This window comes from Desertivirga brevis, from assembly GCF_017355835.1.
In genome coordinates this window covers 344,385-365,405 of the sequence record NZ_JAFEWF010000008.1, presented here as the reverse complement: position 1 = coordinate 365,405, position 21,021 = coordinate 344,385, and the positions used below count along the sequence as shown (strand labels likewise).

General features: G+C 41.2%; 14 protein-coding genes and 1 other RNA gene. 9 read left to right on the top strand and 6 right to left on the bottom strand.

Annotation, left to right across the window (positions count from 1 at the left end; translation table 11 throughout):
- Positions 1-41: 41 nt before the first annotated feature.
- Positions 42-407 carry a winged helix-turn-helix transcriptional regulator gene (locus tag J4N25_RS19150; RefSeq protein ID WP_207423403.1) on the bottom strand — a complete coding sequence of 122 codons (366 nt, stop codon included), beginning with the start codon at positions 405-407 and terminating at the stop codon, positions 42-44.
- Between the two features lie 111 nt (positions 408-518).
- On the opposite strand from J4N25_RS19150, the gene J4N25_RS19145 reads away from it, so the two are divergent.
- The 3 genes from J4N25_RS19145 to J4N25_RS19135 all read left to right on the top strand — a co-directional run bounded on the left by J4N25_RS19145 (position 519) and on the right by J4N25_RS19135 (position 4,332).
- A complete protein-coding gene (locus tag J4N25_RS19145) occupies positions 519-1,097 on the top strand; it encodes a YceI family protein (RefSeq protein ID WP_207423402.1) in 579 nt (192 codons plus the stop codon).
- 463 nt (positions 1,098-1,560) lie between these two features.
- On the top strand, positions 1,561-1,938 hold the full coding sequence (locus J4N25_RS19140; protein WP_207423401.1) for a hypothetical protein: 378 nt from the start codon (positions 1,561-1,563) through the stop codon (positions 1,936-1,938).
- An 831-nt stretch (positions 1,939-2,769) separates the two neighbouring features.
- Complete coding sequence (locus J4N25_RS19135; protein WP_207423400.1) at positions 2,770-4,332, top strand: protein adenylyltransferase SelO; 1,563 nt, start codon at positions 2,770-2,772, stop codon at positions 4,330-4,332.
- Positions 4,333-4,346: 14 nt separating this feature from the next.
- On the opposite strand, the gene ligD is transcribed toward J4N25_RS19135, so the two are convergent.
- The gene (gene ligD / locus J4N25_RS19130) at positions 4,347-6,446 is read right to left on the bottom strand and encodes a DNA ligase D (RefSeq protein WP_207423399.1); all 2,100 of its coding nucleotides are present in this window, start codon (positions 6,444-6,446) and stop codon (positions 4,347-4,349) included.
- Between the two features lie 120 nt (positions 6,447-6,566).
- Positions 6,567-7,412 (bottom strand): phytanoyl-CoA dioxygenase family protein, encoded by an 846-nt coding sequence (locus J4N25_RS19125; RefSeq protein ID WP_207423398.1) that lies wholly within the window; start codon positions 7,410-7,412, stop codon positions 6,567-6,569.
- A 145-nt stretch (positions 7,413-7,557) separates the two neighbouring features.
- Between J4N25_RS19125 and J4N25_RS19120 the strand changes: the two genes are divergently transcribed.
- Complete coding sequence (locus tag J4N25_RS19120; RefSeq protein WP_207423397.1) at positions 7,558-9,009, top strand: family 43 glycosylhydrolase; 1,452 nt, start codon at positions 7,558-7,560, stop codon at positions 9,007-9,009.
- Position 9,010: 1 nt separating this feature from the next.
- Here the strand turns inward: J4N25_RS19120 and J4N25_RS19115 are convergent, their stop codons facing one another.
- Positions 9,011-9,175: a hypothetical protein gene (locus J4N25_RS19115; RefSeq protein ID WP_207423396.1), complete on the bottom strand. Its 165-nt coding sequence runs from the start codon at positions 9,173-9,175 to the stop codon at positions 9,011-9,013.
- 333 nt (positions 9,176-9,508) lie between these two features.
- Between J4N25_RS19115 and J4N25_RS19110 the strand changes: the two genes are divergently transcribed.
- A complete protein-coding gene (locus J4N25_RS19110; protein WP_207423395.1) occupies positions 9,509-14,935 on the top strand; it encodes a PKD domain-containing protein in 5,427 nt (1,808 codons plus the stop codon).
- A 17-nt stretch (positions 14,936-14,952) separates the two neighbouring features.
- Positions 14,953-15,957 (top strand): PorP/SprF family type IX secretion system membrane protein, encoded by a 1,005-nt coding sequence (locus tag J4N25_RS19105; RefSeq protein WP_207423394.1) that lies wholly within the window; start codon positions 14,953-14,955, stop codon positions 15,955-15,957.
- 111 nt (positions 15,958-16,068) lie between these two features.
- Here J4N25_RS19105 and J4N25_RS19100 read toward each other — a convergent pair whose 3' ends face one another.
- Positions 16,069-16,539 (bottom strand): free L-methionine (R)-S-oxide reductase MsrC, encoded by a 471-nt coding sequence (locus J4N25_RS19100; protein WP_207423393.1) that lies wholly within the window; start codon positions 16,537-16,539, stop codon positions 16,069-16,071.
- Positions 16,540-16,656: 117 nt separating this feature from the next.
- Here J4N25_RS19100 and J4N25_RS19095 point away from each other — a divergent pair, with 117 nt between their 5' ends.
- The 3 genes from J4N25_RS19095 (at position 16,657) to J4N25_RS19085 (ending at position 19,835) form a co-directional block, all read left to right on the top strand.
- A complete protein-coding gene (locus J4N25_RS19095; protein ID WP_207423392.1) occupies positions 16,657-18,831 on the top strand; it encodes a S46 family peptidase in 2,175 nt (724 codons plus the stop codon).
- 136 nt (positions 18,832-18,967) lie between these two features.
- Positions 18,968-19,330, top strand: an RNA gene (rnpB, locus tag J4N25_RS19090) — RNase P RNA component class A.
- A gap of 151 nt (positions 19,331-19,481) precedes the next feature.
- Positions 19,482-19,835 carry a hypothetical protein gene (locus J4N25_RS19085; RefSeq protein ID WP_207423391.1) on the top strand — a complete coding sequence of 118 codons (354 nt, stop codon included), beginning with the start codon at positions 19,482-19,484 and terminating at the stop codon, positions 19,833-19,835.
- 74 nt (positions 19,836-19,909) lie between these two features.
- On the opposite strand, the gene J4N25_RS19080 is transcribed toward J4N25_RS19085, so the two are convergent.
- Positions 19,910-20,980, bottom strand: coding sequence for a metallophosphoesterase (locus J4N25_RS19080; RefSeq protein ID WP_207423390.1), 1,071 nt, complete (start codon positions 20,978-20,980; stop codon positions 19,910-19,912).
- Positions 20,981-21,021: the final 41 nt, after the last annotated feature.

The following is a 21,021-nucleotide window of genomic DNA, read 5'->3' as shown; positions in this document are numbered from 1 at the left end:
ACACAAGCACGAATACCAGGTTGAGTTAAGAATTACGGCTACTAATCTTTACCTGCAATACGCTTTCTATGCACGGTACCCCACTCACATAAAGCATCTATTACTTTATCCAGGCTTTGCCCATACTCAGTCATCGAATATTCAACTGTTACCGGAAATGTATCATATACTGTCCTTTTTACTAATTGATTTTCTTCAAGGTCTCTCAGCTCTTTAGAAAGCATCCTGTCAGTAATATTAGGAATTTCATTTGCTATCTGTCTAAACCTCTTGTTTCCGAAGGACAATGATATAATAATTGGAATTTTCCATTTACCACTTAGGATTTCAAGAGCATCCCTAACCGGAACAATCATTTTTAAACATTTACTGTGAACCTTTGGCTCCTCTTTTTCAACCAGTTCCATAGAAGCTATATTAAAGTATAGTGCTATACTAAAGTATAGTACTTACTATTATATAGCAAATATATGTAAGTTTGCACCATTATCAAGCAGACAGTCGAAACAATAATTAAAATGAAAAAACTTACATTATTTTCAGCAGCAGGTATCGGACTTGCTCTCTTATCGTTCAAATTTGCGGATGCAACATGGACACTTGACAAATCACATGCGAAACTAGGATTTAGTGTTTCTCACATGATGGTATCAGATGTTGAAGGATCTTTCAAGAAATTTGATGCAACTGTTAAATCAACAAAAGACGATTTCACTGATGCGTCAGTTGAACTTTCCGCAGAAACCAATTCTGTAGATACAGACAACGATCAACGTGATGCACATGTTAAGAATGCTGATTTTCTTGATGCTGAAAAATACCCAACTTTATCTTTCAAAAGCACATCTGTAAAAAAAGTAGCGGATAAGAAATATAAAGTAAAAGGAAACTTAACATTACATGGAGTAACTAAACCAGTTGAATTGAATGCAACTGCAAATACGGGAGTTAATCCGATGAACAAAAAAACTATTTCTGGTTGGAAAGTTTCAGGTATCATCAAGCGCTCTGATTTCGGAATTGGAGCAAAAGTTCCGTCTGCGGTTGTTGGGGATGAGGTTACTTTAAACGCGAATGCAGAATTTATAAAAAATTAAACAATCTTATTCTGGTTCAATTGAAAGGGCTGTCTACTCCTGTAGATGGCCCTTTTTAACATCATCCTTTCAATTTAATTTTTTACAGCAAGTTCATCCTCTCCAGCACCTACATCGCAGTGATAAGGTTCGTTTTCGCATTCCTCCTGTATTTTTTGGTTCAAGTTGAAAAATAATCACAATTCAGGCTTGAGTTTAATAAGAAATGTAGAACTTTATCAAACATTTATAAAGTAAAAAACTCCTTGTTTATACTCGTATACATACCAGACATTTAAATGAAAAACAGAAATCCTTTAGTCTTGATTTTAAGGAAGATATGAAAAACAGCTCTTACCGAAGGAAAATTTATCGTAAAAGTTGTAAACAGATACAAACAATTTTGTTTTTTTAGGGGTAACTATTCTTTAGTTACGAGAGGTTAAGAAGCCGAATGATTGCTTTAGACCTGTTAAAATAGACTATGCTAAATCTCTATCGACAAATAATAAGTAACACTCTCAATAATACAATTTTTGAAGAACTGCCCGAAGAATGGATAGAGAGGCTATCACCCGGCATACGAAACGAGTTAATCAGCGGATTTTACAATGCTGGTATTTTGACCATAAATATGTCAGACTTCAACCGTGATGATTTCTACGATAAAGAGGCTAAGCAGAAATTTGATTACTATTGCGAGAACCTTTATTTATACCTCGCACCTATTATACAACGGTGCTTAAGGAGAATGTTCCTTGGTTTTAATGATAACCTTACAGAATATAAAGTAGTGCTATTTATGGAAGGCCGTGAGGAGGATCACCTTGAAGCTGTGAAATATTCCATCGAGGTGTTTTGATTCAATATTAAAAGCCAGAGGAAGAAGCTACTGCCAAGGGATTCTTTTGTCAGCCCTTGCCACAATATGTAATTTTGGGAAAGGCCAATTGCAGCCTTATCACAGAAACCTAAAACCTTCTCTTCATATAATACTTTTGTTCGACAAATCGATGGGCCCCATTGTGAACCACGGCTACTTTTATTTAAGTAAAACCTATTTCTAATTGCTACCTTTTACATTATTAGAATCCCTGCAAACAAAAAGTGTCCTTTTTCGTCTCATTTTTCTTAATTATAATACACTGTATGTACCAAAAAGCGGAAACTATGCTGGTCATAAAGCTCCAAACACAGTAGCAATTCATTTTGGCATCCTTCTTGTACAGACACGTACAACTCATATAGACTCATTTACACTTTAAACACTCATCAAAAAGCCCTGATCCCCAATCAAGGCTTTTTGTTTTTTAGGCCATTCGAGCTATCAGTTTTTTCACACAGCTTCAGTACCTTTCCCCCATGTATCCTACTTCATGCAGACACTATCACATTAACTATAGATTAATCCCAACTTATCCTGAAATACCTTTCAAATTCGATTCAAATACGATTCAAGTACGATTGAATCCCGTTAAATCAAGGTAGTTGATACCTAACTAAAAGGCACTTGAATGGAATCAGAATTTTCCTTTAAGTTAATCACAGGCAGTGTTTAACAGGAGATCAACAGAACCTACAAAAATTCTTTTTTACGTCGCTTTTAGAGAAAGTAAAAGAATTATTAACACTTTGCACACTTAACCTATCCAAAGTCGTTTAGATAATAGTTATAATAAACCAGAAGCATTAGATGAAAAACCTTCATTCCATTATATTCAATAATTCCTTTACAGAAACCTTCCCGGGGGATCAAAGCGGAAATCTACAACCGCGCCAAACGCCGGGTGTTTTATACAGCAAAGCTCTACCAACTCCGGTAACAAAACCTACATTAATAGGATGGTCAGATGAGGTAGCCTCAGGCCTGGGTTTGTCAAAACCAGACGAAGAGGATATTAAGTTACTAGCTGGCAACCTGATTACACCTTCGATGCGACCGTATTCTGCTTGTTATGCAGGTCACCAATTTGGTAACTGGGCGGGTCAGCTTGGTGATGGGCGGGCTATTACACTGGGAGAGCTTCAGACTGCAACGGGTAAAGTTTGGGAGATACAGTTGAAAGGCGCCGGACCAACACCTTATTCGAGACGGGCAGATGGTCGGGCTGTATTACGATCCTCTGTGCGTGAGTACCTTATGAGTGAAGCAATGTCTCATTTGGGTGTTCCAACAACAAGAGCACTTAGTCTGGTAAGCACCGGAGATCCTGTGCTTAGGGACATGTTCTACAATGGTAATGCAGAATACGAACCAGGAGCGATCGTAGCTCGTGTAGCCCCTACGTTTTTACGATTTGGGAATTACGAATTATTGGGTTCGAGAAACGAGTTAGATAATTTGAAAAAACTTGTTGATTGGACTATATCAACCCATTTTCCTCATATTCAAGGTGAAGACAACGTGATTTCATGGTTTAAAGAGGTATTAAAAAGAACTGCTTTTATGATCACTGAGTGGTTAAGGGTAGGCTTTGTCCATGGAGTAATGAATACTGATAATATGTCGATCCTTGGGCTTACGATTGACTATGGACCCTTCTCATTCCTGGATGCTTACGATCCTGCATTTACACCTAACACTACTGATCTTCCCGGCAGGAGATATGCTTTTGGCCAACAAGCAGGAGTTGCACAATGGAACCTTGGTTGCCTTGCCGGAGCCCTTTCTCCTCTATTCCCGGACACTAAGCCACTTGTGGATGCTATAGAAAGTTATGAGGATCTTTTCTGGACACAGTATTACCATATGAAAGGAAACAAATTAGGATTGGATAAGGTGAAATCGGAAGATGTTGTTCTGATTGATCAGTTCGAAACATTCCTGGCACAGGTACAGCCAGACATGACCATATTTTATCAGTCACTGGCTGAATTGAATTTGGAAATTGCAGAAAACGGTAGAGAAGCGATCCTCGGCCATTTCCAAAATAGCTTCTATACATCTCTCTCGCAGAAAGATGAAGCCGACTTGTTTGAACTTGTAAACAAATACATTAATAGAATAAAGGCAAATAATTGCACAAGAGAAGTTTCATTGGAAATTATGCGTAAAGCTAATCCACGCTTCATTCTCAGGAACTATCTTTTGCACCAGGCTATTCAGGATCTGCAGAACGGCGATAACGGCCTGTTCTTAAAACTGGAGGAGGCGATTAAAGACCCTTACTCAAAGAAATTTGATGAATTTGTAAACAAGCGGCCTGACTGGGCAAATGAAAAAGCGGGTTGTTCAATGTTGTCATGCAGTTCTTAAGAACTGCATGACATTTAGCTTCCAAATATGCTTTTTGCTTTTTCTACGGCCTTCATGAGGTCAATACCTTCTCCTAATACTGGTTTAAAGAGGTCTCCTTCCCTATTAAGTCTTGCAACTGTATTATAGATCGTAAAATCTTTCATCTGAAGGCCAGGTTTCACTTCATCCCAGTGGAGAGGCATGGCTACCGTTGCTCCTGGTTTTGGTCTTAACGAATAAGGCCCTGCTATTGTAGCACCTGGGCGGTTTTGAAGGAAATCTACATACATCTTTCCCTTTCGTTCCGCTATGAAACGCTCTACGCTTGTATATTCTGGGATCTGTTCATGAACAATATTGGCAATAAGCCTCCCAAAGAGCTGAGATTGATCGTATGAATATTTTGCTGCTAAAGGTATATAGATGTGCATGCCTGTAGAACCGGATGTCTTGCAGTAAGAAGGAACACCAATTGCGTCTAATACTTTCTTAACAACATTAGCAGCCTCGATAACCTGTTCAAATGTATTTTTATCAGGATCAAGATCGATAACACAATAATCAGGGTTATCAGGAGATTGTGTACGTGAAAACCAGGGATTAACTTCAATACAACCCAAAGAATTCATCCACATAAGGCTTGCCTCGTCTGTTACCACCAGAAATTCTTTATGCTCGCCGTCACTGGTGACATAAGGAAAAGTCTCAGCCCAATCAGGAGCTGTCTCCTTTACATTTTTCTGGTAAAAACTCTTCCCCTTGATCCCATTAGGAAAACGATTTAGGGATTGAGGACGATCCTTTAGATATGGGAGAATATACTCTGCTACTTGGTAGTAATAATTAAATAGATCGCGCTTACTAATACCTTCATCAGGCCAGTACAACTTGCTTAAATTAGTAAACTTAAGATCGTGCCCATTAATTGGTCTTACCTGAGTTTCGTCTTTGGGATTTAGCAAAGTCTTATTTGCTTTTGGCTTTGGTGCCGAGACCATTGTTTTCTGCAATTCATTACTTTCAGGCACTGCTTCAGACAAGGGTAGCGATACTTCCCTCCTAACTTCTGCAGCTTTCTTATCTTCCCTCATCCCCTCAAAGGAGGGGTGCCTGAAAACACCATCAGAAGTAACCTCCGCGAAACTCACTTCACAAACCAGCTCTGGCTTTAACCAGGTAGCAGTAGCATGTGGTGGATTGGGTCTGAAACGAGAGGGTTTATTATAATCAGGCTCATGAACAAAAGGGCAGTTGTCTGTAATGTAAGGTTTGAAACTTTCCATCATTTGCTTCTGCAGCTTATCAGAGAATCCTGTACCTACTTTGCCTACATATTGGAATTTATCATTTTCAAATACACCTAATAGTAGGGAGCTAAAAAGCTTAGACGACCCATCATTTCTGGTAAAACCTCCTATAACAACCTCCTGGCGCTGATGAACTTTTATTTTCAGCCAGTCTTTGGACCTAAAGTCAGGAATATAAGTACTATCTGCACGTTTGGCAATAATACCTTCAAGCCCCATTTTTCCTGCGGCTTCAAAAAACTCTGTTCCTTTAGCTTCGAAAATTTTACTTATTCTAACACGGTCATCAGCTGTTGGTAGCACCTGCTTCAATAATTCCAGTCGATGCCTCAAAGGCAAAGCCATCAAATTTTTTCCCTCCAGGTACAATATGTCGAAAACGTAAAAAACAAGCTCGCCGTCAGCTTCACTCCTCCAGTTCTGCAGTGCACTGAAATCAGAAATACCCTTTTTATTAAGTACGAGGATTTCACCGTCCAGTATAGCATTGAGCTTCCATGAGCGCAAAAGGGTATGGATGGGATAAAACTTTTCGTTGAATGATTTATTATTACGCGATCTAAGTTCTACCTCTCCGTATTTAATATAGGCTAAAGCGCGATATCCGTCCCACTTTACCTCATAGAACCAGTCAGGATCATCAAAAGGTTTGTTTGTCAGCGTCGCTAACATGGGCATAACTGTTTCTGGAAATGGACTCTCGGGTATCCTCTCAAGGTAAGACGTAATTCCTTCGGCAATTCCTTCAGTCTGTGAGGCTAAAACCTCTTCAGCCTTTTTATCACGAACTGCAGCCTCTTCTTTTTTAGTTTTAGTTTTCGCCATAGATAACAAAGCCCCTAATGGGGCTCCTCGTGTTTTAATTAAGCAAAAGTGATTGGGTTGATGATCTCCAACCTTTCGAATAGAACAAGTGCTATGTTAAATTAGTTTTGGCCTATCCTTTTAGGCCTCTCCCATCATTAAACCCTCAATAGTATGGGCCTGTACAATTGGCTCCAACTCATTTACCAGTCTGTAGGTTAGATGTCGTTTCACATATTCGGGTAGCTTCTCAAAATAGCCGTGTGTCACCTGTAGATCGTGACGTTCTGCATTATTAGCTCCGGGAGCATCTACACCCAAAACAAGTACTGGTCTAGCTTTGTCAGAAACATTTGCGGTTCCCTTGTGGATAGTTAACGCCGAGCGAACAGAAATGTCACCCATCTTGGGCATTTTACGTTGCGCCCTTGCTTCATACCTTTCATACATATCCTTCGATGGGAACATCTCATGTTCAAAGCCTTCCGGCAAGTCCCATTGCGTTCCTGGCGCTATCACAAAAGGCCCCATATCTTCGAATACATCCACTGTGGTAATATTAAACGCCAGGGAGTTAAGCCTCCTTCCCAGGGTAGTGTCGGGCGGAGCGCCAAAGTCACGGTGCCAGGGCTGATCCATTGAGCCTGGATTAGGAACATCAAACCCTATTTCCACGACCTTGTATTCTGGTCCAAGTACTGCTTCACAAACCGTTTTCACCCATGGATGGGTTACCAGATCTACAAATCCCCTGATATCTTCAGGATGTATTTCTACATAATGTCGTTTTGGTCCACGACCAACTGCTCCGCCTGGTCTTCTAAGTGCATCTTCGTATAGCACTGCAATGTCTTCACCCAGTTGCTGCACCCATTCCCGGCTAAAAGCACCTTTAAGTCCTATAATTCCGTCTCCATACAAGCCACCCATTATCTCTGCAATATCATACTGGCTTGTAACCGGATTTACCAAGTCTCCTACTTTCATTACATCTTTTATATGGTTTACATCAATGATAATGCCGGACAAGTGGCGTGAAGAAGCATTTAAGGTAGCTAGCCGCTAATAAATATTTTTTATTTTCTTACCTATATTTCAACATATCCGGCTTAAAACTTGTTCGGCTGTTGTTATGAAGATTGATGATAAGGCTATTGAACTGAGCACTCCGGATAACGCTCCAAATATTTTTAATATATCAATTAGGAGCGCAGGTAGTAATTCCAACAATTACCGAACTTTTGCTATCATAGAGGATTGTGAACCGGGAGAAAACCGTGCGGCTTTTCAATATAAAGTTGAAAGCAACTTGCACAACGCTTATCTAGACTTTTTTCAGAAGTTAGCTCATGATTTTCATATCAGAACACCGCACAATCGAAAGATAAACAAATCTGCACCAGATCTCTCCTATAATTATAGAGTTGTTTTAACCGAAAATGTGCATAAAAAGATGCACTACGGATACGGAGACCCTGCCATATTAAAAGTAAACATACCTGGTGAAACCCTCTATTATCTTGTAAGTACATCTAATGATGCACCAGACTCCTTCCCTATCCTTAAATCAAAAAACCTCAGCGACTGGGAATTCTGCTCCTATGTATTCCCAGAAGGTTCAAAACCAGAATGGACAGCAGAAGGTGAATCATTAGCAGACTACTGGGCACCCGAAATGCACCAGGTAGGAGAAGAATTTAGAGTTTATTTTGTAGCACGAGATAAAAACACCAGGGAACTTTGCGTCGGATTGGCCAGCTCATCCCACCCTGAGGGACCTTTTAAACCAGAACCCGAGCCAATAATAAAAGGAAACGTCATCGATCCCCACCTGTTTGTTGAAGACGAAAAAAACGTTTACCTGTTCTGGAAAGAAGACAATAATGACATCTGGCCACAAAAGCTTACTGATTTGCTTTTTCAAAACCCGTTCGTGATTCCCTATCTGTTTCCCGAAAAGGAGGATCAACGCATGGCTGCCATGGTAATCACCCTTTGGCCATGGGCGAAAGGTCTTGAGGCAATGGAGAAATTCTTTTTATTGCAGATCCTTATAGAAGCTGTGATTGAACGATTTACAGATTTTCAAAGCATATTGAGCTCTTTAAGTCAAAAATACCCAATATTAGACGGCGACGAAGTAGAAGAGATTCTGAAATTCATGAAAACTCCGATGTTTGTACAAAGGCTGGCTGTCGATGGTAAAACCCTTATCGGGAAAAAAGTAAAGATCCTGGAAAATGACATGCAATGGGAAGCTCATCTTGTAGAAGGAATGTGGGTGACGAAGCATGAAAATAAATACTATCTATTTTACGCCGGGAACGACTTCTCTACAGACCAGTATGGGATAGGTGTAGCTATTTCAGATCAACTACTTGGCCCTTATGTAAAAACACAAAAGCAATTGCTACAATCCTCGAAAGATTGGGCAGCTCCTGGTCACCCTTCCGTACTTCGGACGGAGGACGGGCGCCTCCTTATGTTTCTCCACGCTTACAAACCGGGTAAGGCCGGGTATAAAAAGTTCCGGGCATTGTTAGAAATACAACTATACTTAAGGCCTGAGGGCGTGTTTTTATAACTTACTCCTGCGATTTCTTTTTTTTATACAGCTCAATGTCCCTCAAACTTATCAGTTTGCCGGTCTGCTTATATCTTTCAATAGCTACGCGGATGGCTTGTTTCTCATCGTGAGATAACACGGTGTGTAACGTTTTTAATACTTTGTTGGGTTGAGATGTTTTCATAAGTAAGGTTTACATTCCTTTTAACAAAAAGTATGCCCTGCCAGAATCCCTTTCCTTCGGCAATTACTATCCTAACCCTTCTTACTTAGTAACTTTTGTTATTTAATTCCGTACAAACAACTATCTAATTTATCTCTCTCAAATAATTTTAATGCATAATATTAAACTGGCGCTAACCTGTTTTTGCAGCCTATATTCTGCAAACACCTAAGTTTCAAAAAGAATTTGACTTTCAGTAAATAAAACAATTGAACCCTCACTTTGCTGCAGCCCGTAGAAGGCATTATTTCGAGTAAATGAATTCAGTAAATGAGGGGACTCTTCAACGTGCGGATGATTAAAAGATTTACATTATTTCTCATTATAATATGTGCATTTCTATCGAAAACAAGTGCACAAACCATTACGGTGGGTTCTATCGAACCTGGACCTTACGGCAAGGGATCAACGATATCGGTACCTCTATCCATTGATGATCCTTCAGGTGAACTTCTCCATACTAACAGTTTCCGGCTCTACTTATCCGACGCCAATGGCAATTTCAGTAATGAACAGTTGATCGGCAGTTACAACAGTCATTACACTACCTTCGTGAATGGCTTACTCCCAGCTGGACTGACAGCAGGAAACTATAAAGTGCGTATCAAATCTACTGCACCGGCAAAGGTATCGGAAGCTTCCACTCTATTTCAGGTTGCAAACTCATCTGGCATACAGGCAAGCGTTGATGCTCCAACTCAGACAATCAGTTCTAACCCAAAAACATTTGGTAGTTGTGCTTCAGGTCGCAGCAATACAAGGTTCAATTTTACCAATACGTCTACTTCCGGCGCTCGCGTCACTGCTACGGCCACGAATGGATTTGTTCCTACGGATGTTAAGCAGCTTTCCTTCGAAGGAGTTTCTACAGCTCAACTAATTGCTGATATTACTCACTATACGCTTACAGTTAGAGCTGAACTAAATGGCATTATTTCAACGCAGTCTTATTTCGTTGTTAACAACACCCAAAACACTCCTTTCAGTACTTTCGGAAGCAATACTGTGTGTTTGCCTAATGGTTCATTAAAATATGGGGTGGAAATTGAATCATCGGGGGGTATTAAGTCAAACTTCCCCGGGTATACTTATAGGATTAACTGGGGCGACCAGGCAATAGAAACTTATACTATCAATCGAATTAAAAATAGGAAGGGAGTAGTTGAACATAGCTATTCCAGATCATCCTGTGGTAGTCAGGTAGTTGTAGGTAGCGTTCGCTATTATAATGTATTCGGGATTGGAATGCAGCTAATGAGTCCTTTTTGTAACGAGATTGGTACTCCGGTTTCTACACAAGCAAAAGTGGTAACACAACCAGAGAATCGGTTCGGCATTCCTGGCTTTGCTTGTCTAAACACTCAGTTGACTATTGGGAACAATTCAGTTGCAGGAGAAAATCCAAGTTCTACTTCCCCTGAGTGTAACAATAACAATGTTTCTTACTTTTGGTATGTAGATAACGTTTTGGTTTCTCCTGGGGATGGAGTTCCAATTACCTACGCACTCAAACATACCTTCACAACTCCCGGGCCACATACTATAAGGCTAGAGTCGCAGAGTAATTCGGATTGTCAGGCTGCCCCTTTAGAACGCACTATCCTGATCCAGGCTCCGCCAAAACCTTCTTTTACTGCTAGTTCTGATATTTCCTGCGTCTCAACTATTATTAGAACTACAAATACTTCTGTAATTGACGATGCAAATGGCGCTCCTAATTCATTTAAATGGGTGATAGAAGGACCCTCAGCACCAGTATTTGTTAATGGAACTACAGCAGATTCTAAGGATGCTGAGTTTAAGTTTATCAAGGCAGGAATTTATACTGTTGCTCTTACGGCAAACTCCTCATGTCAGCCTGTTACAACTGCTAAAAAAACTATCATCATTAATGAACAGCCATCTGTTACTACTAATTGGCAGTCTAACCTATGCGGAAAAGGACAATTACTGAACTTTAGTAATACCGAGGGAAATCCGGTGACCACCAGCTTTGCAGGAACGTTTAAAGATGAGCCAGACACTTACAAATGGGAAGTAAGTGGTGGAGGATTTGAGTTTAGGAATGGAACATCGGCCAATTCAAAAGAGCCTGCTATTTTCTTCTCAGACTATGGTGTTTATACGATAAAGATCACTGTAAAAAATAACTGTGGCACAAACTCAGAGACAAAAACTATAAAGTTCAATGAGTCTCCTACAGTTAGTGCCGGAACTGACGCTGCTATTTGCGCAGGAGAAAAAGTTCAGCTGAATGGCTCTTTAAGCGGGCCTCCGGTAGCAGGATTTTCATGGGTAGGCGGAACGGGAACATTTGTCCCTAACCGTAATGTACTAAATCCACAGTACATTCCTTCTCAGGCAGAAGTTACTGCGGGGACAGTGCAGCTTTCCCTATCAGCCACTACAACCATCCCTGCTCCCTGTGATCGTGTTGTTGATGTAATGGTGCTAACTATTTATCCTCCTAACAAAATAACAACAGCTACCTCGACTGAAATTTGTACTGGTACAAATCTCAGATACAGCCCCAGAGCCGTGATTGCTAACAGCACAATCAGATGGACAGCAACAGGAACTTCAAATGCACAGGGATTTGCGACAAGTGGAACAGGCGATATTGAACAGACGCTGATCAATACAAATCCCTATACTAATGCAAAAGTTACCTTTACTATAGTTCCTGAAGCTAATGGTTGTAGTGGTGAACCCTTTACTTACACTGTAACAATCACCCCTCTTCCAACGGTTCAGGCAACTGCCGCAAATGCGACAATATGTACCGGGCAGCGAACAGGGATTACATTAATTCCATCAATTGCAGGTACGAAATTTACCTGGACAAGTAGCGTTACAGGGACCATAACGGGTAGCACAAACCAGTCGACTCCAACTACTGCAACATCGATCAATGATTTGTTACAAAATACAGGACGTACTGCTGGTACCGTAACCTATGTCATAACCCCTGTGAATACCACAGGATGTGCGGGTACTCCAACTACTATTACCATCAATGTAACCGCTCCTCCCATCATCGCCGACGCAGGACAGGATCAGAAATTATGTAATGCTGTTCAGGTAAAACTAAATGGGAACCATCCTGGTAGCGGAACAGGGAAGTGGACCCTTATATCTTCTCAAAGTGGTGTTACTTTTGATGATGACACCAAAATTGATGCGCTAGTATCCGGATTAAAACCAGGACAGGTTTACCGCTTAAAATGGACTATTAGTGGTCCGGGGACCTGTACATCCAGCAGCGATGAAGTTCAGATCAACAACTTGTCTGACCTTTCGAATAACACTATTACTTACTCAGGCAATACAGTGTGTGAGGGAGCTTCTGTTTCAATTGCTGGAAGTACTCCAACTGGTGGAGATGCATCTTCGTATATCTATACTTGGGAAAGTAGCAAAGACGGCATTAACTGGACTCCGGCAAACATTGCAAGTCAGAAAGATTTTACAGTGATTGTTACCGAAACTACTTATTTCCACCGTATCGTTAAATCCGCATCCTGTACGAGCATCAGCGGGGTGATTAAAGTAGAGGTTCAAAAAGGTATCAGCAATAACAATATCACCACTGGCAATCAGCATATCTGTAAGGGAACAGCCCCTACCATCCTGGAAGGAACTACACCAAACGGAGCGGACGGAACATTTAAATATCAATGGCAGCAAAGTCAGGATGGAACAAATTGGTCGGTCATTATTGGTGCAACCGCTCCAACCTACCAGGCTCCGGCCTTAACAGTAACCACTTATTTCCGTAGAGTTGTAACCTCCACTATCTGTACAGGAGCTCAGCAAAACGTAAGTAACTCGGTTCAAATTAAGGTATCTAAAGGAGCAATTGCCAACTATAATTGGCTGTCTGAGTCTTCCTGTGCGCCTTTCATTATTAGCAAAGAAAATATCAAAGCGGAAGCTTCTGAACCTGGAGATACCTATGAATGGTTTGCCGACGACAAGCTGATCGGAAAAGGAATTGATTTCCCTGGCTTTACTTTACCCAATCCTGGCGACGAAGTGGTCATTCGACTTGAAGTAACAAGTGCGCTTGGTTGCGGTACCAATAAATTCAGTCATACCTTTAAAACGAATTCCACCCTTACTGCTGAATTTGTTACCAGCACCACTGTGGGATGTGGTTCTGTAGCCATTAGCTTTACCAACAGAACAAAAAACCCTCAGGGAGTAGACTTTGAGTGGAACTTCGGAAATGGACAGGTGTCTTACCAGCAGCACCCTTCAGCTATTACTTATACGGCACGTGCAGATAACCGTGATACTACTTACATGGCTGTCTTAAAAGCAAAATCCAAGTGTGCCATCTCTCTTGATACTGTTTATATCCGGGTGTACGGAAAACCTACACCTAAATTTTCTCCAAGCACGGTGGAAGGTTGTTCTCCGCTGACTGTTACATTCAGGAACTCCTCACCAAGTATTTCCGGAACTTATACCTGGAATTTTGGCGATGGATCACCTGTTGAAACTTATACAGATAACCGTTCTGTGAAGCATACTTTCACTACCGGAAAAAGCCGCACCTTTACCATTACGCTTACTCAAAAGAATGCTTGTGGCGATCAAGTTTCGCTTTCACACAGTATCAAGGTGGCTCCGAACACGGTAACTCCGGATTTGTTTGTTGAACCAGCACAAACCTCTGGTTGTGCGCCCCACACTGTTAAATTCTTCAATTACACTACAGGAGCTAAAAGCTATGCTTACGTATTTGGTGATGGAACAGATACAATCAGAACAAACAGCGATGAGCCTATAGAACACACTTTCTGGAAAGGCGGAGTCTACAAAGTGAAACTAATTGCTTCAAATTGCTCAGACACTACAGTAATTAAAACAATTACGGTTTACGAACAAGCGGAGGCGAAATTCACAGCAGACGTAACAGAAGGCTGTGCTCCCCTAAGCGTGAAATTTAACAACGAGACCAAAAATGCAATCTATCAACTCTGGGATTTTGGCAACGGAAAAACTTTTATTGGAGCCAATCCTCCTGCACAGATCTATTCTGCAGCTAAGCCAAGCTATACAGTAAAGTTGATTACAAAAAGTAATTATGGTTGTATGGATACGCTTGTAATGAAAGATTATATTAAGGTTACAGCCCAACCGCTAGCAAGCTTTGAGGTGTTACCGGGAGATGTTATACAATATCCGGATTTCCGCTTTAAATTTAGAAATACGTCTACGGGAGCTAATCTAAAATATAACTGGGATTTTGGAGATCGGACAAATGATTCGTCTAGAGATCCGGAGCATTTGTACCCTGATACAGGTTCGTATAAGGTAAAACTTATCGTTTCAAATTCTTTGGGGTGTAACGATGTTACGGAACATACTGTAAGAATTACCGGAACTCCGGGTTCCTTGTTTATCCCTAATGCCTTCATGCCGAATAGTGCAAGTGAAGAGCTACGACGTTTCAGGGCTAAGGGCTCAGGAATTGAAAGATGGGAATTTAAGATTTTTAATAAATGGGGAGAGACGCTTTGGATTACGGACAAACTTGACGCGAAAGGGGTTCCTGTAGAGTCATGGGATGGGACATCAAATGGAAACCCTGTTCCTCAAGGGGTTTACTTCTGGGAAGTAAAGGCTTTCTTCAAAAATGGTAACGAATGGTCGGGAATGTCGTATAACAATAGCGAGCCTAAGAAGACGGGCGTTATCCATTTAATAAGATGATGAGGAGAGGTTTACCAGTGAAGAAATTTTTATTAATGCTTGCCCTGACCGCCATTTCGGGAATAGCCCAGGCGCAAGACTATATTTACTCCCAGTTCTACAATGCACCGATATATTTGAACCCTGCCTTAACAGGACAGTTCAAAGGAGCGTTCCGAATGAATATGATCTATCGAAATCAATGGAGTGCCATGGAAGGTGATCTGAGCTACCTTACTGCTTCTGCAGATTACCAGTTCAAAAACATTAACGGAGGAGTAGGCTTGATGGTAAACAGTTCTAATGAGGGAACTGCCTACCTTAAAAAAAACAACATAGCCGGAACCTATTCTTACAATGTTGGAGGAGGACGTTTTATGGCTTCTTTCGGTTTACAGGCAGGAATAACCAATAGCAGCGTGGATTTCAGCAAATTCGTTTTCTCAGATCAGATAGACCCAAGAACTGGATTAGGGGGTTCGGCCTCACTAGCAGAAATTCCTGTTACTAATAGTAAGTACTACTTTGATGCTGGTGCTGGAGTAAATTTGGTGATGGGTAACGCGATGGTTGGCACTTCCATGCTTCACCTGAACAAGCCAAATGAATCTTTTACAGGATCATCCCTTCCTACTCCAATCCGGACAGCCGTACATGCCAGCTATCGTTATGCGCTTGATCGCTACGATCCCTATGATGAATCTGGAAGTTTCCTTATTCCATCCGTTATTTATTATAAGCAGGCCCAGGCAACTTCTTTCAGTGCCGGACTACAGTTTAAAAAACGAGGCGTAAACGCTGGTTTGTGGTACAGGTCGACCGGAAAAGGAGCTAATGAGTCACTCGTGCTTTCCCTGATCTTCGACATCTTCACCAATCCCTTTAAGAACCAGAAAGTACGTTTAGGCGTAAGTCACGATGCATCAACGGGAAAAGTAAGTTATGGAAACACTAACGGTTCCTCAGAGATGAGCGTCGGTTTTGAAACAGGTGAACCCCGGGAAAGTGGATTTGGGGATGTTAAATGCTACGACTTCTATTAATGGCAATTTAGTCAATCCAGTCTTTAAAATTGACCCGGACATTGTCCGTAGAGTTGGATTTGTCCTCTACGGACAATAAAATAAAAAGGGCATGCTAACTCAATTTCTCCGTCATGTTAACCATGACATGATTTCCTCTAGATACCTCTGATCCACTTCGTCAAATTGGTTTAACTCTTCACTATCAACATCCAGCACTCCGGCTACCTCTCCTTCACAGTAGAATGGGACTACAATTTCAGAACGAGACAAAGAACTACAGGCAATATGGCCGGGAAAAGCCTCGACATCAGGAACAATCAATGTTTTCTGCTGTTGCCATGCCGTCCCACAGACGCCTTTTCCTAATCCAATTCTCGTGCACGCCACGGGTCCCTGAAATGGGCCCAAAACCAATTCATCATTCTTGACAATATAAAATCCCACCCAAAGAAAACCAAATTGTTCCTTTAGGGCAGCGGAGATATTTGCCAGGTTAGCAATCAAGTCCTCTTCCCCTCCTATTAAAGCACTAATTTGAGGAAGCAGGGATTTATATTGATCTTCCTTAGTTCCTTTATGTATTTTAAGATCTTCTGCCATGTCCAAATCTAATCAGGATTGAGGGTAAACAAGTTCAATAATATAATAAATGACCTAAAAAAAGTAATTAGTAACACAAGCAAGTTCCTAAATTTGTATTAACACACATTAGCATTTATGAAAATTTTTAAAACTCCTCTTATCGCTGTATGTTGCGGCATTTCCCTTCTTCTCATTTCCACTGCTTACTATAAGCGGTTTGATGAAGGGATGTTTCCACTTAGCGAGATCAGCAAGCTTGATTTGAAAAAGGCAGGACTGAAGATTGACCAGAGAGAAATCTATAACCCCGACAGCACCAGCCTTATTGATGCCTTGGTAAATGTAGGCGGTTGCACAGGTTCTTTTGTTTCCAATGAAGGTCTTATCATTACCAATCATCATTGTGCTTTCAGTGCAGTTCAGCAAGCTAGTACTCCGGAGAAAGATTACCTGAACAATGGTTTTGTTGCGCAAAAGCGTGAACACGAAATTCCGGCCCGTGACCTCACCTGCCGCATCACCGAAAGTTATGAAGACGTTTCCGATAAAATCCTTAGTGCGGTTGCTAATGTTGCAGATCCCGCAGCACGAATCACCTTGATCAAAGAAAAAATCAAGGCATTGGTAGTTGAAGCCGAAGCCGCAGATAAAACAATCCAGGCCGAGGTATCTGAAATGTTTATAGGGAAGACTTATGTACTGTTTCGCTACAAATTGCTACAGGATGTAAGATTGGTTTATGTACCAAGCAGAAATATAGGAGAGTTCGGAGGAGAAACAGATAATTGGGTTTGGCCACGTCATACAGGTGATTTTTCGTTCATGAGGGCATATGTTGCGCCTGATGGTACTACCGCCAAATATTCCAAAAACAATGTACCCTATAAACCTAAGAAGTTTCTAAAAGTAAACTCGAAGGGAGTCAATGAGGAGGATTTTGTTTTTATTCTGGGCTATCCAGGTAGGACATTTCGTAACCGCCCATGGCAGTATTTGAAGTATCAGCAGGAACATCTTCTTCCCTATGTTGCTAACCTGTATGAATTTCAGAATAAAGCCCTGGAAGAAGCAGGTAAAAAAGATAAGGCAACCGAAATAAGACTTTCCACAAGGATAAAGCGAAACGCTAATGTATTCAAAAACTACCGGGGAAAGCTAAAGGGTTTGAGAGGTCTGAATTTAGTTGAAGAAAAGCGTCGGGAAGATGAAGCATTATCAGCTTATATTAACTCTGATAAGGAACTAAAGGATAAGTATGGATCCTTAATGGCAGATATCAACGCTCTTTATCAAGATATCTATAGCGAAGCCGGAAGAGATCTTTGGCTTTCACAAATCTACACAAGCACAAGCCTGTTAAATATTGCCGGTCAGATCAATGGCTTTAAAAATGCAATGATGCTCCAGCCCGCGGCTGAAAGAGAGAAATTCTACACGACGAATTTCCCAAGGTTACAGAATAACATAAGACAAATGTACGAAGGCTACGACCCGGATGCTGATAGAAACATTTTCATCAAGATGCTTAATGATGCAAACCAGCTCCCGAAAAGGCAACGTATTGCCGTAGTAGACAAGCATATCTCAAAAAGCTTTGATACACAGAAACAGATCAGAGACTTTACCGATAACATCTTAGCTTATACCCGGCTGAAGGACCGGGACTATGTTATGAACAGCTTGATAAAATCGACCAGTACAATAAGTGCTTATAATGATCCCTTGCTAGACTTCGAGAAGGAACTTAGTCGGCAGATCATTTCCATGAGACAAGAAAGTGATAAACGTGAGGGGCGACTAAACAAACTAATGGGAGATTACCTGGCCGTAAAGGAACAATACAAACCTCAGAATTATATCCCTGATGCAAACAGCACGTTGCGTTTAACTTACGGGTATGTCCGGGGATACTCACCTTCTGATGCTACATATATGAAACCTTTTACATCGGTAAAAGGAATCATAGAGAAAGGAAGCACAGATAACCCTGAATTTAATTATCCATCCATTATCCGTGATCTATGGCAGGCGAAAGACTTTGGCCCTTTTATAAAAAATGAGCTAAATGATGTTCCTGTTGCTTTCCTGTATAACCTTGATACGACAGGCGGAAATTCGGGTTCACCTGTATTAAATTCTTATGGAGAATTGATCGGAGTAAACTTCGATAGAGCGTACGAAGCAACCATCAACGATTTCGCCTGGAATGAAAGCTATAGCAGATCAATAGGTGTCGATATTCGCTACGTTCTATGGATTGCATCAAAAGTGGATAAGGCGAATGCTCTGCTTAAGGAAATGGGAATCTAGGTGGATTTACGAGTTAAGATTTACGATTTACGAAATTGTAAAGTTGACGAATACCAAAGATAATCGGTGTAATAATCATTAATCAGTGTAATCCCAATTAATCGGTGTAATCCCCGATAATAATATTACTTTTGCCTCCGCAGGCCGTTCTATCGCTGTTCGCCTTGAGCGAAAAGAGGAAAGTCCGGGCAACAAAGGGCATCCTGCTTCCTAACGGGAAGGGATACGGCTTGACTGTATTACGGAAAGTGCCACAGAGAATATACCGCCCTGATTTTTCAGGGTAAGGGTGAAAACGCGAGGTAAGAGCTCACGGCCTTGCATGGCGACATGCATTGCGGTAAACCCCAGGAGTTGAAAGACCAAATAAGCCAGCGCTAAGGGCTGCCCGTCCGAGCTGGTGGGTAGGTCGTTTGAGCCGGTCAGCAATGACCGGCCTAGATAAATGATAGAATCCGACTTGTCGGAACAGAACCCGGCTTACAGGCCTGTAAATTTTAAAATTCATTAGAAAGAGGCTGCTCGCAAGATTAGTCTCTTTTTATTTATATTATTTCTGCAATCCTGACTTATATCTTTTTTATGTGTGACAACGCTCATTCCCCACCTTGACCACAATCCGGATCTTTGTTATAACAAAACACAGAGACATGATAACACATAAATTAAATTCAAAAACAGAGTTAGAAGTTGTAAGAGAGGAAGCTTTAGAACTTAATTTATTACAGAAATTCAATGCATTTGCAGACAGACAGAAACCGTATCAAATGATATGGTGGCTGCTATCACTAATGGTTATTGGCGGCTTAGCATTACCCCTGACATTCCTGCTTGTTTATTCTTTAAACGGTCCGGTTATTCCGTTCCTGACATTAAGTATGATTTCCTTTTTCACATGTTTAGTTTCCAACATGGGCGGCATGGGTATCCGTGTGAACCTTGGAACATTTTGGTTCAGCTTAATCCTTCATGCATTAATGGCTAGCTTTACACTATTAGCATAACGTCAAATCCCAATTATCTTTTATTACAAAAAGAGGATGTTCCAAATGGTCATCCTCTTTTTTGTATTTACCTTTTAAATAATCTGCTCCTCAAATACCACCCTGCCCTTGTCGAGTTTGCGGCTCATATCGACAGCCCAGGCTGACAAATAAACAGCGCCATCAGGATCATAACGAAGCTTGAAAAAACCTTTCACTTTTTCACCGAAGCGAAGATACTTTCCATCTTGCACAACATACTTTACTTTTGACCCCGATCCGCTTACTATAAAATGGTTATGATGCTTGCAGATGTATTGCAGATTATGCTCATGCCCCGCGGCATAGATAAGATCAGGATACTGGCACAATATCTCTTTCAATTTTTTTCTAAGGCGCCTATAACGCGGATGGGCCATATCTTCCCGCGCCCCTAGAAATTTACGGTAAAGCGGAAGCAATGAGCCAATACCCGGCAAAGGAAGCCATGCATTTTGATCATATATGGTTAGAGGAAAAATATGGTGCTTTAACTGAAATTTCCCCCCGTGGATAGCATAGCTGTAAACAGGATGGTGCCCCACCACTAAGGAGTGCTTGTTTTCCCGCTTATTTCTGTCCAGAATCTCTATCAGTTGCTCGAAGAACTGTTCCTCTGTTGAGACCCTGCAGCCATATTGCTTGCCAATCGGCCGCAGCCCTTTCTGGAGCCACCATTGAGTATCAAGGGCAACAATGGTTAACCGGGGACTGACCTCCAACTCTACAGGGCCTGGGCAGCCGTTAGAAGGAAGAAAAACGTTCCGCCCCTCAAATAGCTTCTGTATGTACTTCTCCTGACGGACAATATAGTCGTAACCATCTTTTCTCCCTTTGTTCCAGTCATGGTTTCCTGCTATAAATACCACCTTGCCATGATAATCCTTCAAAGCCTCGAAATGCATTTTCATCGTGTTCTCGGCATTACGTCGCAACAGGGTTCCCTTTGGGGGCATCCCTCTTGGATAAATATTATCTCCCAGAAATACAACTGCAGATGCCTGATCGGGATTAAAATGAGCACGAAGGGTTTGAAGAACAGGATCTGGTTTTGTGGGATGAATATCACCGGTATCACCAATTAAAAATACTTCAAAGGGAACATTTGACTGAGACACTATGGACATATTACCAATAACAAAAAAAAATAGAAGTTTGTTGGCTGGGA

Coding starts and splice junctions, on each gene's coding strand:
- J4N25_RS19095 (WP_207423392.1), top strand. CDS start 16,657: ATGAAAATTTTTAAAACTCCTCTTATCGCTGTATGTTGCGGCATTTCC.
- J4N25_RS19115 (WP_207423396.1), bottom strand. CDS start 9,175: ATGAAAACATCTCAACCCAACAAAGTATTAAAAACGTTACACACCGTG.
- J4N25_RS19140 (WP_207423401.1), top strand. CDS start 1,561: ATGCTAAATCTCTATCGACAAATAATAAGTAACACTCTCAATAATACA.
- J4N25_RS19110 (WP_207423395.1), top strand. CDS start 9,509: ATGATTAAAAGATTTACATTATTTCTCATTATAATATGTGCATTTCTA.
- J4N25_RS19100 (WP_207423393.1), bottom strand. CDS start 16,539: ATGGCAGAAGATCTTAAAATACATAAAGGAACTAAGGAAGATCAATAT.
- J4N25_RS19085 (WP_207423391.1), top strand. CDS start 19,482: ATGATAACACATAAATTAAATTCAAAAACAGAGTTAGAAGTTGTAAGA.
- J4N25_RS19080 (WP_207423390.1), bottom strand. CDS start 20,980: ATGTCCATAGTGTCTCAGTCAAATGTTCCCTTTGAAGTATTTTTAATT.
- J4N25_RS19150 (WP_207423403.1), bottom strand. CDS start 407: ATGGAACTGGTTGAAAAAGAGGAGCCAAAGGTTCACAGTAAATGTTTA.
- J4N25_RS19135 (WP_207423400.1), top strand. CDS start 2,770: ATGAAAAACCTTCATTCCATTATATTCAATAATTCCTTTACAGAAACC.
- J4N25_RS19120 (WP_207423397.1), top strand. CDS start 7,558: ATGAAGATTGATGATAAGGCTATTGAACTGAGCACTCCGGATAACGCT.
- J4N25_RS19145 (WP_207423402.1), top strand. CDS start 519: ATGAAAAAACTTACATTATTTTCAGCAGCAGGTATCGGACTTGCTCTC.
- ligD (WP_207423399.1), bottom strand. CDS start 6,446: ATGGCGAAAACTAAAACTAAAAAAGAAGAGGCTGCAGTTCGTGATAAA.
- J4N25_RS19125 (WP_207423398.1), bottom strand. CDS start 7,412: ATGAAAGTAGGAGACTTGGTAAATCCGGTTACAAGCCAGTATGATATT.